Annotated in this window: 16 protein-coding genes; 5 read left to right on the top strand and 11 right to left on the bottom strand. The window is 63.9% G+C overall.

The annotated features are described in order from the left end of the window. Window positions 1-217: 217 nt before the first annotated feature. The gene (gene mutS / locus C0Z19_RS21535) at window positions 218-2,917 is read left to right on the top strand and encodes a DNA mismatch repair protein MutS (RefSeq protein ID WP_102611872.1); all 2,700 of its coding nucleotides are present in this window, start codon (window positions 218-220) and stop codon (window positions 2,915-2,917) included. Window positions 2,918-2,931: 14 nt separating this feature from the next. Next, on the top strand, window positions 2,932-4,257 hold the full coding sequence (locus tag C0Z19_RS21540) for a hypothetical protein (protein ID WP_102611873.1): 1,326 nt from the start codon (window positions 2,932-2,934) through the stop codon (window positions 4,255-4,257). Here the strand turns inward: C0Z19_RS21540 and C0Z19_RS21545 are convergent. After that, window positions 4,234-4,776: an FKBP-type peptidyl-prolyl cis-trans isomerase gene (locus tag C0Z19_RS21545; RefSeq protein ID WP_102611874.1), complete on the bottom strand. Its 543-nt coding sequence runs from the start codon at window positions 4,774-4,776 to the stop codon at window positions 4,234-4,236. The genes C0Z19_RS21540 and C0Z19_RS21545 overlap by 24 nt on opposite strands. A 31-nt stretch (window positions 4,777-4,807) precedes the next feature. On the opposite strand from C0Z19_RS21545, the gene C0Z19_RS21550 reads away from it, so the two are divergent. Continuing rightward, window positions 4,808-6,040 (top strand): cupin domain-containing protein, encoded by a 1,233-nt coding sequence (locus C0Z19_RS21550; RefSeq protein ID WP_102611875.1) that lies wholly within the window; start codon window positions 4,808-4,810, stop codon window positions 6,038-6,040. A gap of 229 nt (window positions 6,041-6,269) precedes the next feature. Further along, entirely contained in the window at window positions 6,270-6,539 is a 270-nt protein-coding gene (locus tag C0Z19_RS29035; protein ID WP_102611876.1) for a hypothetical protein, read from the top strand. Between the two features lie 169 nt (window positions 6,540-6,708). On the opposite strand, the gene C0Z19_RS21565 is transcribed toward C0Z19_RS29035, so the two are convergent. The 10 genes from C0Z19_RS21565 to C0Z19_RS21610 form a co-directional block, all read right to left on the bottom strand. Continuing rightward, window positions 6,709-7,491 (bottom strand): MBL fold metallo-hydrolase, encoded by a 783-nt coding sequence (locus tag C0Z19_RS21565; RefSeq protein WP_102611877.1) that lies wholly within the window; start codon window positions 7,489-7,491, stop codon window positions 6,709-6,711. Window positions 7,492-7,498: 7 nt separating this feature from the next. After that, entirely contained in the window at window positions 7,499-8,635 is a 1,137-nt protein-coding gene (bamC, locus tag C0Z19_RS21570) for an NlpB/DapX family lipoprotein (protein WP_102611946.1), read from the bottom strand. 121 nt (window positions 8,636-8,756) lie between these two features. Next, window positions 8,757-9,674, bottom strand: coding sequence for a 4-hydroxy-tetrahydrodipicolinate synthase (gene dapA, locus C0Z19_RS21575; protein WP_102611878.1), 918 nt, complete (start codon window positions 9,672-9,674; stop codon window positions 8,757-8,759). A gap of 42 nt (window positions 9,675-9,716) precedes the next feature. Then, window positions 9,717-10,319 carry a class I SAM-dependent methyltransferase gene (locus C0Z19_RS21580; protein WP_102611879.1) on the bottom strand — a complete coding sequence of 201 codons (603 nt, stop codon included), beginning with the start codon at window positions 10,317-10,319 and terminating at the stop codon, window positions 9,717-9,719. A 43-nt stretch (window positions 10,320-10,362) separates the two neighbouring features. Beyond that, window positions 10,363-11,565, bottom strand: coding sequence for a tryptophan--tRNA ligase (locus C0Z19_RS21585; RefSeq protein WP_102611880.1), 1,203 nt, complete (start codon window positions 11,563-11,565; stop codon window positions 10,363-10,365). Window positions 11,566-11,569: 4 nt separating this feature from the next. Continuing rightward, window positions 11,570-12,235, bottom strand: coding sequence for a site-2 protease family protein (locus C0Z19_RS21590; protein ID WP_102611881.1), 666 nt, complete (start codon window positions 12,233-12,235; stop codon window positions 11,570-11,572). Between the two features lie 46 nt (window positions 12,236-12,281). Beyond that, window positions 12,282-12,914, bottom strand: a complete 633-nt coding sequence (locus C0Z19_RS21595) for an L-threonylcarbamoyladenylate synthase (RefSeq protein ID WP_102611882.1) — start codon at window positions 12,912-12,914, stop codon at window positions 12,282-12,284. Window positions 12,915-13,023: 109 nt separating this feature from the next. After that, window positions 13,024-13,854, bottom strand: a complete 831-nt coding sequence (locus tag C0Z19_RS21600; RefSeq protein ID WP_102611883.1) for a 3',5'-nucleoside bisphosphate phosphatase — start codon at window positions 13,852-13,854, stop codon at window positions 13,024-13,026. A gap of 153 nt (window positions 13,855-14,007) precedes the next feature. Continuing rightward, on the bottom strand, window positions 14,008-14,892 hold the full coding sequence (locus C0Z19_RS21605; protein ID WP_102611884.1) for an alpha/beta fold hydrolase: 885 nt from the start codon (window positions 14,890-14,892) through the stop codon (window positions 14,008-14,010). A gap of 137 nt (window positions 14,893-15,029) precedes the next feature. After that, the gene (locus C0Z19_RS21610; protein ID WP_102611885.1) at window positions 15,030-15,911 is read right to left on the bottom strand and encodes a ferritin-like domain-containing protein; all 882 of its coding nucleotides are present in this window, start codon (window positions 15,909-15,911) and stop codon (window positions 15,030-15,032) included. Between the two features lie 159 nt (window positions 15,912-16,070). Between C0Z19_RS21610 and C0Z19_RS21615 the strand changes: the two genes are divergently transcribed. Beyond that, window positions 16,071-16,595: a gamma carbonic anhydrase family protein gene (locus C0Z19_RS21615; RefSeq protein ID WP_102611886.1), complete on the top strand. Its 525-nt coding sequence runs from the start codon at window positions 16,071-16,073 to the stop codon at window positions 16,593-16,595. Window positions 16,596-16,654: the final 59 nt, after the last annotated feature.

The following is a 16,654-nucleotide window of genomic DNA, read 5'->3' on the forward strand; positions in this document are numbered from 1 at the left end:
AAAGGCCCCGAACAAGGGGGACCGGCGAATCGCCGGCAATCCCTTGCTTCACATGGCTTTGGCCGTTCGGCTTATGGCCGGGGGACTGCGCTCGAAGTATAGTCAACGAATGGCCGCTAAAGGTCCCCGTTCGTTCCCCCTTGACAGCGGGGAGCATGGCGAAAGATGGGAGCGAATGTCCGCAAATGTCCGAACACGTTTTTCAACAACCCATTGAATGAAAACAGAATCTAGCGCCGAAGCCATGCCTGAGCAGGCCCTCGCGAAGCACACGCCCTACATGCAGCAGTATTTGCGGATCAAAGCCGATCACCCGGGCACGCTGCTGTTCTTTCGCATGGGCGACTTCTACGAACTCTTCTTCGAAGACGCCGAAAAGGCAGCGCGCCTGCTGGATCTCACGCTCACGCAACGTGGCGCTTCGGCCGGCAATCCGATCAAGATGGCGGGCGTTCCGCATCATGCGGTCGAGCAATACCTCGCCAAGCTCGTGAAGCTCGGCGAATCGGTCGCCATTTGCGAGCAGATCGGCGATCCGGCCACATCGAAAGGACCCGTCGAACGCAAGGTCGTGCGCATCGTCACGCCCGGCACGCTGACCGACGCCGCACTGCTTTCAGACAAAAGCGATGCCTATCTGCTCGCCGCCTGCCCCGCGCATAACAAGCGCGGCGTGACGACGGCGATCGGCCTTGCATGGCTGAATCTCGCCAGCGGCGCGTTGCGGCTCGCGGAAGTCGCTCCCGGCGAAGTGAGCGCAGCGCTCGAACGTATCCGGCCGGCCGAAATTCTCGTGGGCGACGGCACGGCCGAACTCATGCCGAGCGCCGCATCGGGCACGCTGACCCGCGTGCCGGCCTGGCACTTCGACGTCGCCTCGGGCGCTCAGCGGCTATGCGATCAGTTGAACGTCGCCAGCCTCGACGGCTTCGGCGCCGAGGGATTGACGAGCGCGTGCGGTGCGGCAGGTGCGGTCTTGCTTTATGCGGCTTCGACGCAAGGTCAGCAGCTGCGCCACATCCGCAGCCTCAAAGTCGAGACCGAATCGGAATACATCGGCCTCGATCCAGCCACGCGCCGCAATCTGGAGCTCACGGAAACGCTGCGCGGCGGAGAATCGCCCACGCTCTGCTCGCTGCTCGACACGTGCTGCTCGACGATGGGCAGCCGTCTGCTGCGCCACTGGTTGCATCATCCGCCGCGGGCCTCGATCGTTGCGCAGTCGCGCCAGCAAGCCATCGGTGCACTGCTCGACGCCCCCACGGCCACGAGCCTCGAACTCGTGCGCACTGCGCTGCGTCGGATTGCCGATGTCGAGCGCATCACGGGCCGTCTCGCGCTGCTGTCCGCCCGCCCGCGCGACCTCTCGAGCCTGCGCGATACGTTCGGCGCTCTGCCCGCATTGCGCGAACTCGTCACCGCGATGGCCGCGGGCACGCCGGCGCTCGAACGCATCGGCGCAGCGTTGGAGCCGCCGGCCGGTTGCGTCGATCTGCTCACGCGCGCCATCGCCGAAGAGCCCGCCGCCATGGTACGCGACGGCGGCGTCATCAACCGCGGCTACGATAGCGAACTCGACGAACTGCGCGACATTTCCGAGAACTGCGGCCAATTCCTGATCGATCTCGAAGCGCGCGAGCGCACCCGCACCGGCATAGGCAACCTGCGTGTCGAGTACAACAAGGTGCATGGGTTCTATATCGAGGTCACGCGCGGTCAAACCGACAAAGTGCCCGACGATTACCGTCGCCGGCAAACATTGAAAAACGCCGAGCGTTACATCACGCCTGAACTGAAGGCGTTCGAAGATAAAGCGTTGTCGGCGCAGGAGCGCGCGCTGGCGAGGGAGCGTGCGCTATACGACGCGCTTTTGCAGATGCTGCTGCCCTTCATTGAAGATTGCCAACGCGTGGCGGCGGCACTGGCCGAGCTCGATCTGCTTGGCGCCCTCGCGGAACGCGCGCAGGCGCTCGGGTGGGTGGCGCCGGAGTTCTCGGATGAAGCGGGCATCGAGATCGAGCAAGGGCGACACCCGGTGGTGGAAGCACAAGTCGAGCAATTCGTCGCCAACGATTGCTGCCTGAGCCCGGACAGAAAGCTGCTGCTGATCACCGGACCCAACATGGGCGGCAAGTCCACATTCATGCGGCAGACGGCGCTGATTGCGCTGATGGCTTACATCGGCTGCTACGTCCCGGCGCGGCGCGCGCGGTTTGGCCCGATCGACCGCATCTTCACGCGCATCGGCGCGGCCGACGATCTCGCGGGCGGGCGCTCGACGTTCATGGTCGAGATGACGGAAGCCGCTGCGATTCTGAACGATGCGACCGAGCAAAGCCTCGTCCTCATGGACGAGATCGGCCGCGGTACGTCCACGTTCGACGGCCTTGCACTCGCCTGGGCGATCGCGCGGCATTTGCTGTCGTCCAACCGCTGCTATACGCTCTTCGCCACGCACTACTTCGAACTGACGCAACTGCCGCTCGAATTCGCGCAGGCAGCCAACGTTCATTTGTCGGCCGTTGAACATGGGCACGGCATCGTCTTCCTGCACGCAGTCAGCGAGGGCCCTGCAAGCCAAAGCTACGGCCTGCAGGTGGCGCAACTGGCCGGCGTGCCGTCGTCCGTCATTCGCGCAGCGCGCAAACACCTCGCTCACCTCGAGCAGCAATCGGTCGCGCAAAGCACACCGCAACTCGATTTGTTCGCTGCTCCGGTCTATGCCGAAGACGCTCCGGACGAAGCTGCGAATACCCACGTCGCGAGCGATGTCCCCGCGCCCCATCCCGCGCTCGATCGATTGCGCGAGATCGACCCGAACGAACTCCGGCCACGCGATGCGCTCGATTTGATCTACGAGTTGCATGAACTTGCGAGCGCCGCGCGCGAAAGCCGGCATGAGGGGCAAAAGGGGTGAACGCGCCTCGCCGAATGCGGGTATGGCGCGGCTGCGCCGCCGTCGCCGCGGCATTCGGCTGCCTGGCGCCGCACGTCGGCCTTGGCCGGGCCGCGGAGCCGCGCTATACGTTCGCCGTTATTTCCGGCGTGGTGCGCACTCCAGCCGACGAGTCCGCCGCACAGCGGCTGCTCGAGGCCATCGGACTCGACGCCGCCTCCTCCTTCGTCGTCTACGACGGCAACATCAAAGGCGCTGACGAACCGTGCGCCGATGCGCTTTACGAGCGCCGTCTACAATGGCTCCGGTCATCTCCGGTACCGCTCGTCCTGCTCCCGGGTCAGCACGATTGGGTCGATTGCGCGTCAATGGCGGCCGGGGGCTACGATGCGGCCGAACGCCTCGATTTCCTGAGGCAGACTTTCTTTTCGGACAGTGTCTCGCTGGGGCGCCCCACGCTCGCCTTGACGCGCGAAAGCGAAGTTTCGCGATTCCGTCGCTTCCGCGAAAACGTACGGTGGGTGATGGGTGATACCGTGTTCGTCGGGCTCGATGTCGTTGGCGACAACAATCACTACTCCGATGCGGGAGGTCGCAACGGCGAGTTCGACGACCGCGCGATTGCGTCGACATTCTGGCTTGAGCATGCGGCCGAATATGCCAAACGCCGCAGCGCGAAAGCACTTGTCGTATTCGTTGAAGCAGATCCCGATTTCGCCCGCTACGAAGAACACGCCGATCGATTTAAGTGGTTGCGGTTCGCTCGTCATCGCAAGCGCGACGGATACCTGGAGTTCAAACGAAGTCTCGTGAACGCCGCCCGCACGTTTCATGGGCCTGTAATCGTGATTCATCACAGCGCGCGTCCGTTAGCGAGCGGATTCGTCATCGATCAACCGCTATTCAACGATAAGGGCGTGCGCATCGCCAATTTGACGCGCATTGCGATCGCACCGCGCGACGCGACACAGCAATGGGTCTCGTTCGATGTCGGATTCGGCCGTCCGGCGCCGTTCCGGGTCAGTGTTCATACCGTGCCGCGGAAACTGCCGAACGCACCGCTTACACCGTGGCAAGCGCCCAGCTCACCGATCGATGCGCCGGGCCCGGTCATTGGGCCGCTGCCCGGTATCCAGTACGTACCGCCGGCTGAGCCAAACGCCGCGCCGCCGGTACCCGCCGCGCCCGCCTCGGAACCCCCGCTACTGCCCGCGGGCACACCAGACGGAACAGCGCCGGCTCCGGCGAATACGTCACCGTCACCGTCAACTTCACCGTCGCCGCCGTCAGCACCGCAACCGGCCGGCAGCGATGCCTCACCTCAGCCGGGGGCGGGCTCAATGCAGGGTGGGGGCTCCTGAGGCACCTTCCTCGTCGTCATCGTCGTCGTCGATGACTTCGATGCCTTCGGCGCCGTGCGCGTGTGCGTGCTCGATCTCATCGGCCGTCGCCTCACGCACTTCCTTGACCGTGAGCGCGAAGCGTAGCGCCATGCCGGCCAGCGGGTGATTGCCGTCGAGGACAACTTTGTCTTCGGCCAGATCCGTGACCGTATAGATCAGCGAGTCCATCTCGTCGTCGCCGTCCTCGGGCGTGCCTTCGAACTGCATGCCCACTTCGAGCGGCTCCGGAAAGCGGTTGCGCGGCTCGATCTTCACGAGCTCAGGATCGTATTCGCCGAATGCGTCCTGAGGGTCGAGCTGGATCTGCGTTTGAAAGCCCGCCTCGTGCCCGTCGAGTTCTTCCTCGATTTTAGGGAACGTGCCATCATAGCCGCCGTGCAGATAAACCATCGGCTCGTCGCTTTCTTCGATGAGATTGCCCTGGGCATCCGAGAGTTTGTACGTCACCGACACAACGGTGTTCTTCGCAATTTTCATCCGAGTCTCCAAAATACGGTTCCATTATACGATGCCCAAGCGGCCCCTCTACCATCAGGACGGTACGGCCGCCCTGTCAGCCTCACCCGATTCCCGCCCCCAGCCCGATACGCCCACCCCTCTGCTCGGCGGACTCACGCCGGCGCAATTCATGCGGCGATATTGGCAGAAGCGGCCGCTGTTGATTCGCGGCGCAGTCCCAGACGTTGAGCCGCCGCTTTCCCGCGACGCACTGTTCGCGCTCGCCGCGAGCGACGACGCCGAATCACGGCTCGTATCGCAAGTACGCGGGCGCTGGCGGCTCGACCACGGCCCTTTCGACAGCGACGCGCTGCCGAGCATCAAACGCCGCGACTGGACGCTGCTCGTGCAGGGCGTCGACTTGCACGACGACCGTGCGCGCGCGTTGCTCGACCGGTTCCGCTTCGTGCCCGACGCCCGCCTCGACGATCTGATGATTTCCTACGCGACCGATGGGGGCGGCGTGGGCCCGCATTTCGATTCTTACGACGTGTTCTTGCTCCAGGTGAAGGGCAAGCGTCGCTGGCGCATTTCTGCACAGCGCGATCTGACGTTAAAACCTGGATTGCCGTTGAAGGTTTTACAGCATTTCGAACCTGAGCAAGAGTGGGTGCTGGAGCCCGGCGACATGTTGTATCTGCCGCCGCATATCGCGCACGACGGCGTCGCCGTGGGCGAATGCATGACATGTTCGATCGGGTTTCGCGCGCCGTCGGCGAACGAATTGATCGGCCAGTTTCTCTACTATTTGGCCGAACGCGGCGATGTCGCACGCTCGGAAGCCGGCGCGCGCCTTTACCGCGATCCGCATCAGGAGGCTGTCGCCCATCCGGCAGCCCTCCCGCCTGCCCTCATCGCAGAACTTGGCGCAATCCTTGCACGGGTCCGGTGGACGGAACGCGATTTGACCTCGTTCCTGGGCAGCTATTTGAGCGAACCGAAGTCCCATGTGGTGTTCGATGCGCCCGAGCGGCCGCTGGCCGAAGCCGCATTCAGCCGGCGCGCGCAATTGGAGGGCGTGCGTCTGGACAACAAGACGGCGCTCTTGTATGGCGCCCGGACTTATTTCGTCAACGGCGAGGAAGCGACCCTTCCGCGCCGCCGCAAATGGCTTTTAGAACTGGCTGATGCAAGACGAATCGAGGGGAAACGCTTTGTAACACTCTTGCCGGACCCGTCGATGACAGCGCTGCTGCACGAGTGGTATCGTGCCGGCTGGGTACGAGTCGGCGCACTTTTATGACGCTCGCCGTGCCCGGCCTATCGATTACGGTTAATTCTGTATGAGAAAGGCAACGTATTGACCCTGCTTTGTCGACGGTCGGTACGAAAGTGCATATAATTTCCGCCCAAGCCGTGGGGAAGATTCACGCTCTGATGTGCATCCCACCAGCGGCCGAGGTTGGTGTTGGAGCACATTACCGGTATTATTTCGCGCTGTTGCTTACCTTTAACCATAAAAGGACGTGATCATGAAGAAATCCCTCCTCGTAGCATCCCTGTTGGCGGCTGTTGCACTGGCTGCGTGCAACAAGAGCAGCGATCAAAACGCTGCTGCACCGGCTAGCGACGCCACGGCCGCTTCGGCTCCGGCTGCTGCCGCTTCGGACGCTGGCGCTGCTGCTTCGAGCGCTGCTGCTGCGAGCGACTCGGCTGCTGCCGCTTCGGGCGCTGCCGCTGCTGCTTCGGACGCAGCTGCTTCGGCCGCTACGGCTGCACCGGCTTCGGGCGCAAGCCAGTAAGCTGCTGCCTGCAACGAGGCAACAAAAAACCGGCCATGAGCCGGTTTTTTGTTGCCCACGCCAAACGTGCATCAACGCCCGCCCATGAACGATCGCGACTGAAGCCGCTAGCCGGCCCTTCTCCTTCGTCGCTTCTTTCCAGTTGCTTGTCTACGGCCGCTTCGAGCGCTCATGCCGCGCCGCAGCCGATCCAGTCGAATCCGAGCTCCTGCGACGCAACCCTCACCTCTTCCTGCGCTGAGCCGAGCACGTTCGCCAACGCCGCTTGCGCAAGCTCCGGCAGATTGTTTTGCTGACTGAGATGGGCCGCCACAACATGCGTGAGCCGCGACCTGTCTAACGCCGCCAGGATCTCCGCCGCGGCGTCATTGCTCAAGTGCCCGTGGCTGCCGCCGATACGCGCCTTCAACGACTGCGGGTAACGGCTCGTCGCGAGCATGCGCGCGTCATGGTTGCATTCGAGCACGAGGGCATCGCAACCGCTCAACATGGCCGTGATATGCGGCGTGGAAGTGCCGACATCGGTTAGGACACCTAAGCGACGTACACCGTCGGAGAACACGAATTGGAGCGGCTCACGGGCATCGTGGGGCACGGTGTAGGGCAGCACCTCGAGATCGCCGATGGCGGCCGTCTCGTCGCCCCATAGGACGTGCAAATCGATGTCGGCACTCTCCGCCCCGACCGCTTTCGCCGTACCCCAGCTCATATAGAGCGGCAGCGACCACTTGCGCGCCAGCGTCAATGCGCTGCCTATGTGGTCGCTGTGTTCGTGGGTAATGACGATTGCGTCGAGTGCGTCGATGCCGAGTTGCAATCGCGCCAAGCGGCGATCGAGCTCTTTTGCGGAGAAACCGCAATCGAGCAGAACGCGTGTGGTGGTGTGACCGCTCGCAGCCTCGACGACGAGTGCGTTGCCCTCGCTGCCGCTGCCGAGGCTCGCAAAACGCATGGCCGGATCAGTTCAGTTGGGCGTGCAGCAACGAAATCAGGCGTTGCGCTTCAGCCGACGTGTCGACCTGCCCGTTGGCATCGACGACAGCCACTTGCGTACCGGCGCCGGCTGCACGGACATTGACAAGAAATTCTTTGCCGGTTTTCTGCTTGGCCGGAGCACTCGCGAACAGCTTGCTGAACAAGCCATCGTGTTTGAGTTCCTGCGTCGAGTCCGCGTAGCGCACGTAATAAATGCCCTTCGCTCGATCGCGATTGTCGACGGTGAAGTTCGTGCGATCGAGCGCGAGGCCCACGCGAAGCCAGGCGACCTCGAAACCATCGGTCAGATCGAGCGTGGTCGCGCCTGCACTCATGTCGATTTTCGCGGGGGCCGTAGCCGGCCGCGCATCAGCCAGCAATTGCTTCGATTGCGCCTCGGTCAGCCCGAATTTCTCCATGAGCTTCGAAAGGAACACAGCTTCGAGCACAGGGTTCCGCGGCCGCTCGATCCAGCGCGACGAAGACTTGTCCTGTCCGATCAGCATCTCTTCGAGTGCGCTGTGCGTGATCGAAATGTCCGTGGTGCCGTTCGCTCCGCGCTCGACGAGCGTGCGGAAACTGTCGCGGGTACCCGAGGAGTATGCGAAGTCGATAACGCGCCCGATCGTGCGACGGAACCAGTCGTCGGGGATGTTCGCGCGGTTCTCGGCCCAGTCCGTGGTCATGATGCCTGTGGCCGGCGTATCGGTCTTCAGGACGAAGCCGTTGTCGCGCCAAAACGCTTCGAGTTGCGGCCATAGTTGGTCCGGCGTGCGGCCATCGACGACGAGCCAACGCCGATCTCCGTCGCGCTCGATGTGCATGCCGAGCGGATCGGCCGTATTCGGTACGCCTTCGCTCGAATTGCCGGCCGCTGTCGCATTGCGCGTCGGCGCGCCGCCAAGTGCAGCCGTCACGGGAGGCGCCGTGTATTGCGGCTGGGTCTGAGTCGTGGACAGGTCGCCGGGCACCTGCAACGGCGGCGCCGAGCCGGTCGCCTTGTAGTTCACGCGATCGGGCGCGAACCAGTCGTTTAGGGTGTCGCACCCCGCAAGGGTCGAAATCGCGAGCAAGAGCGCCGCCGCGCGGATGGCATGGAGAGAGAAAGCGGAACGTTTCATGAAGTCCTTCGTGATGCGCAACACATGCCTGCGACGGCGTCGGGCCATGCGGCCCGGAATCGACGTCAATGAATGCAACAACCCACCGTATGCGACGAGCGGCGCGGATGGAGCCGGCCGCTCAGGCGAGCACACCCGCTTCGACCAGCGCCGAGCGGACCGCTTCGTGACACCGCGCGTCGAGCGGCGTCAGCGGCAGCCTGATACCGCCCTGCATCCGCCCCATCTGCTCGAGCGCCCACTTCACCGGAATCGGGTTCGATTCGATGAACAGGTTCTTGTGCAGCGACAACAGTTTCAGGTGGATTTCGCGTGCCGTCTTCGCGTCGCCGGCGAGTGCCGCCTTGCAAAGCTCGCTCATGGCGCGCGGCGCAACGTTCGCCGTGACGGAAATATTGCCGTGGCCGCCGAGCAGCATCAGCGCGATCGCAGTGGGATCGTCGCCGCTGAAAATCGAAAAGTGTGCAGGCGCCGCCTTGATCAGGTGCGCTGCACGGTCGATGTTGCCGGTTGCATCCTTGATGCCGATGATGCCCGGCACTTGCGCGAGGCGCAGCGCGGTCTCGTTCGACATGTCGGCCACCGTGCGGCCCGGCACGTTATAGAGAATCACGGGCAGATCCACCGACTCGGCGATTTTCGCGAAGTGGCGGTAAATGCCCTCTTGCGTCGGCTTGTTGTAGTACGGCACGACCTGCAGCGTCGCGTCTGCGCCGACGCCTTTGGCGTGCCGGGTCAACTCGATCGCTTCCACGGTCGAATTGCCGCCTGCGCCGGCAATGACGGGAATGCGACCGGCGGCATGTTCCACCGCCGTCTTGATCATAAGAATATGTTCGTCGACCGACAGCGTGGCCGATTCGCCACTCGTGCCGACGACGACCAGCGCATCGGTCCCTTCGTCGATATGCCAGTCGATCAACTTGCGAAACGCCGGCAGATCGAGGCCGCCGTCTTCGAGCATAGGCGTGACGATCGCAGGAATGCTGCCGCGAATGCGCAGGCCGCCTTGGGTGCCGCTGGATGTGCCGTTAGCCATGAAACGCAATGAATTCAAACGTGAAAGCGCGATTGTAGCGGATTAGACGGGCAAATCGTAACGCGCAGGCGCCAAGCCCGCCGCAGGCGGCTGCGCCGGCATCACCGCACAAATCCGTTGAATGAAAGCCGGCCGAGGCGCCGCCACGTAGCCGTCCTCATACGCGACCACCCGCAGTTGCCCATCCATGGCCGCAAGCAACTCACCCGGCGCGAGCAAAAACGCCGGATTGGACGGCTTGCCGACGGTTTCGTTGCCCCGAGCGAACGTTTCATACAACAGGACGCCGCCCGGCGCCAGCAGCTGCGAAAGCCGCGGCAGCAGCGGCCGGCAGAGATAGTTCGTCACGACCACGGCAGCAAATCGCTGCCCGTCGGGTAACGGCCAGGGGCTGCCGTCTTCGAGATCTGCGCACACGGCGGTCACGCCTTCGATGCACGCCAGCGCAGCCAGTGCAGCCTCGGCGCGATCAATCGCAACGACCGCATGCCCGCGCGCGGCAAACCAGCGCGCATGCCGCCCGCTGCCCGCCGCTATGTCGAGCACGGCGCCACCCGGCGCGACGAGATGCGACCAGCGCACGACCCATGGGGACGGCTCGCCGCCGACTGCAGCACCCGCGCCGGCGCACGGCGGTGTGGTCATGGCTGCGCGCCCGCGCACAGACCGACGCTACCGCACGCTGCGGTCATGAGTAGGAAAGCCCCATGGCCTCGCGGACATCGCGCATCGTCTCGGTGGCGAACTTGCGCGCCTTGTCGCAGCCGTCGGCGACGATCGCACGCAGGAGCGACGGGTCGTCCATGTACTTCTGCGCCCGTTCGAGCATCGGTTGCTGCTCGCGCAGGATGCCTTCGACCACGGGCTGCTTGCACTCGAGGCAACCGATCCCGGCGGACCGGCAGCCCTTTTGCACCCACTCGTGCGTGGCTTCGTCCGTATAGACCTGATGCAACTGCCACACCGGGCACTTGTCAGGATCGCCCGGATCGGTGCGGCGCACGCGGGCCGGGTCGGTCGGCATCGTACGTACCTTCTTCGTGATCGTTTCGGCGTCCTCGCGCAAACCGATGGTGTTGCCGTACGACTTCGACATCTTTTGCCCGTCCAGGCCCGGCATGCGCGACGCTTTGGTCAGCAACACCTGAGGCTCGACCAGGATGATCTTGCGCGAACCTTCGAGGTAACCGAACAGCCGCTCACGATCGCTCATCGACAGGCTTTGCGACTCCTGCAGCATGGCACGCGCTTGCTCGAGCGCTTCGTCGTCGCCTTCCTGCTGATAGGCATTGCGCAGCTCATGGTAGAGCTTCGCGCGCTTGCCGCCGAGCTTCTTCGCTGCGTCGAGCGCCTTCTCCTCGAACCCGGGCTCGCGCCCGTACAGATGGTTGAAGCGCCGCGCGATTTCACGCGTCATTTCGACGTGAGGCACCTGATCCTCGCCCACCGGCACCAGCGAGGCGCGATACAGCAGAATGTCGGCCGCCATCAGGACCGGATAGCCGAGGAAGCCGTACGTCGACAGATCCTTGTCCTTGAGCTTCTCGATTTGCTCCTTGTAGGTCGGCACGCGTTCGAGCCAGCCCAGCGGTGCGCTCATGCCGAGCAGCAACGAAAGCTCCGCGTGCTCGGGCACGCGGCTCTGAATGAACAGCGTTGCCTGCGCGGGATCGATGCCGGAAGCGAGCCAGTCGATCAGCACTTCCCAGACGTTCTTTTCGATGACCTCGGGCGTTTCGTAGTGCGTCGTCAGAGCATGCCAATCGACGACGCAAAAGAAGCAGGGGTATTCCGACTGCAACCGGACCCAATTCTTGAGCACGCCGTGGTAGTGGCCGAGATGGAGCGACCCGGTGGGGCGCATACCGGAGAAGATGCGGGCTGGAAACATGGTGTCAGTGGAGGAGCGAAGCAAGTGGGGTCAGGATAGCCGTGACGGCGTCGTAGCCGATCGCAACGAGTGGGCGCAGCCAAAACCTGGTGAGAACGCCCGTCATCACGAGCGCCATGACAATGAAAAAACCATATGGCTCGAAGCGGGCGAGCGACAAAGCCTGCCGCGGCGGCAGCAGCGCCGTCAGCACGCGCCCGCCGTCGAGCGGCGGAAGCGGAAACAGGTTCAACACGCCGAGCACGAGGTTGACACCGACGCCCGCGGCCGCCATGCGCGTAAAGAACGGTTCGTCGACGCCGAACGCCGCCAACGCCAGGGTGAGCACGCCCCAAAGCAGCGCCTGCACGAAATTGCAAAGTGGCCCGGCCAGGGCAACCCAGAACGTGCCCCACCGCGGATTCCGTAAGTTGCGGAACGCAACGGGCACCGGCTTGGCATAGCCGAACATAAACGCGCCGCCCGTTGCGAAGTAGAGTAGAAGCGGGATCGCGATCGTCCCAAGTGGATCGATGTGGCGCATCGGATTGAACGAGACGCGCCCCATCATGTAGGCGGTGTTGTCGCCGAGCAGCCGGGCGACATAGCCGTGCGCGGCCTCATGCAGCGTGATCGCGAAGATCACCGGTAGCGCATAGACGACGATGGTCTGGATTAAAGAGGGATTCATAGAAGCATTGTAACAAGCGGCCGGAGCAGCTTAGCGCCGTCGACGTTCAAGATATGGCGAGCCCGAAGGGCTCGAGCGATCCCCGCCCTGCCCGCACGAGCACAGGCTCGTCTCCGGTCAGGTCGATGACGGTCGACGGCTCGCGTGGACACGCGCCGCCATCGATGACGAGATCGATCTGCTTTTCGAGACGATTGCGGATTTCCTCGGGTTCGTTCAGCGGTTCGTCGTCGGGCGGCAGGATCAGGGTCGTGGCGATCAAGGGTTCGCCGAGCGCCTCCAACAGCGCAAGCGTAATCGCATGTTCGGGCACACGCAGCCCGATCGTCTTGCGCGATGGGTGCGACAAACGCCTGGGCACTTCTTTCGTTGCAAGCAGGATGAAGACGTAAGGCCCCGGCGTGACCGATTTGATGAGCCGAAACTGCCGGTTATCGACCATTGCGAAAGTCGCCAGCTCCGACAGGTCGCGCACGAGCAGCGATAAATGCTGCCGCTCGTCGAGCCCGCGAATGTGCCGCAAGCGCGTCACCGCATCCTTATCGTCGAGTCGGCACGCGAGCGCATAGCTTGAATCGGTAGGCAGCGCGATCACGCCACCATCCTTGACGATTTCCGTCGCCTGCAAAATCAGGCGCGGCTGCGGATTGTCGGGATGAATCCTGAAAAATTGGGACATGTGCAAGCGGTCGATAAGCTGGCGGAAACGGCGCTGAGCTGCCGTCGGCGCCTCGGCGCGCACGGCAGGTCGCCGCGCGCGGACGGTGCGCGTGAAAACGCCGGGACGTTTAGAGCCAGCGTTGCCAAACGGGCGTCAAATCGGATGGCAGCGGCGGCAGCATGCCGAGTTCGGTACGGCCCTCGCCCGGCGCGTGAAAATCGGACCCGCGGGATGCCTCGAAACCGAAGCGGCGCGCCACTTCGGCGTATTCCCGGAACTGATCCGGCGCGTGGCTTCCCGTCACGACTTCAATGGCCTTGCCGCCGAGGTCGAGGAATTGGCCAAACAGCGTATCGAACTCGAGCGGCGTAAATTTATAACGACCCGGGTGTGCGATCACAGCCACGCCGCCCGCCGCCTGGATCCAGGCAACGGCGTTCTCGAGCGTGGCCCAACGATGCGGCACGTAGCCGGGCTTGCCTTCGCCAAGGTAACGCTCGAACACGTCCGACGTGGACGCCGCATAGCCCTTTTCAACGAGAAAGCGGGCGAAGTGCGTCCGCGAAATCAGATCGGGATTGGAGACGTAGCGCAGCGCGCCTGCATAGGCGTCTTCAATACCGAACTCAGCCAGTGCGTCGCTCATCGCCTGCGCCCGGGCAGCGCGACCGTTGCGTGTGGCGTACAGCCCGCCGGTAAGAACGGAGCACGACGGGTCGATGTCAAGCCCGACGATATGCACCGTGCGTGAAGCCCATGTGACCGAGATCTCCACGCCGCAGACGTACCGCATGCCGAGCGCCTCGGCTTCGCTGCGCGCTTCGGCCTGGCCCGCTACTTCGTCGTGATCGGTCAGCGCCCATAACATCACGCCGCCCGCCTGCGCGCGGCGCGCCACTTCCCGGGGCGGGAGCAAACCGTCGGAAACGTTTGAATGGCAGTGCAGATCGGCGTTCATGCTGTCGGGATCGAAGTAATCTCACTATTTTACCCGCAACGCAGCAAGTCAGAGGCCTTGTCGTTCGGCTAAACCGCATGCCTGGGCGCCGACACGAACGCCGGCCGCTCCCGCCCGCAAGCGTAAGCTCGCTTCCGGTCCGGGCGCCCGGACTCAGGCGCAAAACGCCTCGATCAAGGCCGCCACCTGCTCCGGCTGATCGTGATGGACCATGTGCCCGGCGTCTTCGATCAGTTTTTCGCGCCAATCGGGGAATGCCTTGAAGCGCGCCTTGTATTCGTCGAGCGGGATCGTTCCAGCCAGCATCGCCAAGGTCGGCGACGCAACGGCCTCCACATGCAAAACCTTCGCCGTGACGCTCGACCAGACCGCCATGACTTCATCGAGACGGTACAGCAGCGGGCCGTGGTGCTTGTGCGCCGGATCGGCCAACAGCATGTAGCGGCCGTCCTGGCCGCGCCTCGCCCAGTGCTGCGCCAGAAAACGCGCGCGCTCGGGCGCCAGTCGCGAGTTGGTCTTCATGAGGCGGGCCGCCACCTCTTCCAACGTCTCGTAGGTCTTCAGGCGCGCGGGCTCGCGCATATCGTCGAGCCAGGCCGCCAGCCTGCGCGGCGACTCGCCTGGTCGCGCCGGCGGCAGCCCGAAGCCCTCCAGATCGACGACGCGCCGGACACGCTCGGGCCGTGCCCCCGCGTACAGGCAGACCACGTTCGCCCCCATGCTGTGCCCCACGAGATTAACCTGCCCCGTGGGCGCGTAGTGGTCCAGCAGCGCTTCGAGATCGGCCAGATAATCGTGAAACCAGTAATGCCCGCCGCCGCGCTCGGCCACCGGCCAATCCGACAGTCCGAACCCGCGAGCGTCTGGGGCAATGACCTGCCAATCGCCACCGAGCGCGTCGACCACAAACTGAAACGACGCCGAAACGTCCATCCAGCCATGCAGCATGAAAAGCGTCGGCGCATCGGGGGAGCCCCACCGGCGCACGTGGAGCTTGACGCCACGCACGGTGACGAAATCGGATTGCGGGTTGTTCATGTCAGGAGGCGGCGGATGCCGCAAAAACGAATGATCGTTCGATTATATCCGCGTATCAGACGGGAAGCAGTTTCGCGAGCGATCGACGTTCAGATGCGACGCTCAATTCGGGTTCGCAAGGACCGCCGCGCCGGCCTTCATCGCCAGGCGCCATCTTCGGCGCCTGCCGCCGCGGCCGGCGACTGCGCGATCAAGGCCGCCAGTTCGTCTTCGTCAAACCCAGCGTCGCGTCGCGCATCGAAATTGAACGGCCCGCGCAGCCGTGGCGCACGATGCTGTGCAGCGAGGCGAGCGTAAGTTTCATGCGGGGCAAGGTCGCGTAATTCGCAAAGGTACCGAAACCAGCGATTGCCAATGCGGACATGGCCGATCTCATCGCGCAGGATGACATCGAGAATCGCCGCCGATCGCGCGTCGCCGGCCTGCTGCAGGCGCGCGCGAATCGGTGGCGAAGCGTCCAGCCCGCGCGCTTCGAGCGTACGCGGGACGAGCGCCATGCGGGCGAGGACGTCGTCGCGCGTGCGTTCGCACATATCCCACAGGCCGTTGTGAGCGGGGAAATCGCCGTATGCGTGACCGAAGTCGTGCAACCGCGCTTGCAACAGACCGAAATGGTGGGCTTCCTCCGCGGCCACTTGCAGCCAGTCGGCGTAGTAAGCCTCGGGCATCCCCGCGAAGCGCCAGACAGCGTCCAGGGCCAGATTGATCGCGTTGAACTCGATATGGGCCAGCGCATGCAGCAAGACGGCTCGACCGGCCTCCGTCTGCATTCCTCTATGCCGCAGCGAACGCGGCTCGACGAGCGTCGGCCGGTCGGGTCTTCCCGGAAGGCCGACGGGCCCCTCGATCGTTTCGTCGACCTGGCACGAAATTTCGCCCGCTCGGTACTGCGCGAGCAGGGCGCCGGCCGCCGCGGCCTTGGCGGACGGCTCGCGCTCGCACAGCGCGACGAGCGCAGAGCGACGCATGTCGGCCGCGCCGTCATGGGCGCGCACGTGACTGGAAAGGGGTTGTTTCATCGATAGTGGAACCAGGCAAAGGTGCGTGAAGCGCCGCGAGGCCGACCCGCCACGGCGTCCAAGCGGACCGTTTACAATATGCGATTCGACACTGCGCGTGGTCGCCCCCGATGCGGCGGCATTGTAACGCCCCGCGCACCCCTGCCCCAAGGAGCCATTGTGCCGATCTATAAGCTGGGAGAACATGCCCCGACCATTCACGAGAGCGTATTCGTGGCCGATACGGCCACGATCGTCGGAAAAGTTTCGCTCGAAGAAAACGCGAGCGTCTGGTTCGGCGCGGCCCTTCGAGGCGACAACGAACCGATCGCCATCGGCCCAGGCAGCAATATCCAGGAAGGCGCGGTGCTGCATACCGATCCAGGCCGCCCGCTCGATATCGGCCGCAACGTCACAGTCGGGCACCAGGCGATGTTGCATGGCTGCACGATCGGCGACGGGTCCCTCGTTGGCATTCAGGCCGTGGTCTTGAATGGCGCGGTGATCGGCCGCAACTGTCTGGTCGGCGCGGGCAGTGTCGTGACGGAAAACAAGACCTTCCCCGACCGGTCGCTGATTCTTGGCGCCCCGGCCCGCGTCGTGAGGGAATTGACGGACCAGGAAGTCGAAGACCTCGTAAAGAGCGCCGAAACGTATGTCGCGCGCCGCGATCTGTTCAAGGCACAACTCGTGCGAATCGGCTGACAGATCGGAGCACGTCGAGGGCAAACATCGACGCGAACCATCGACGGGAAACATCAGCG

Origin of the sequence: Trinickia soli (genome assembly GCF_002879855.1) — a bacterium.
In the GTDB taxonomy this organism is placed as follows: Bacteria; Pseudomonadota; Gammaproteobacteria; order Burkholderiales; family Burkholderiaceae; genus Trinickia; species Trinickia soli.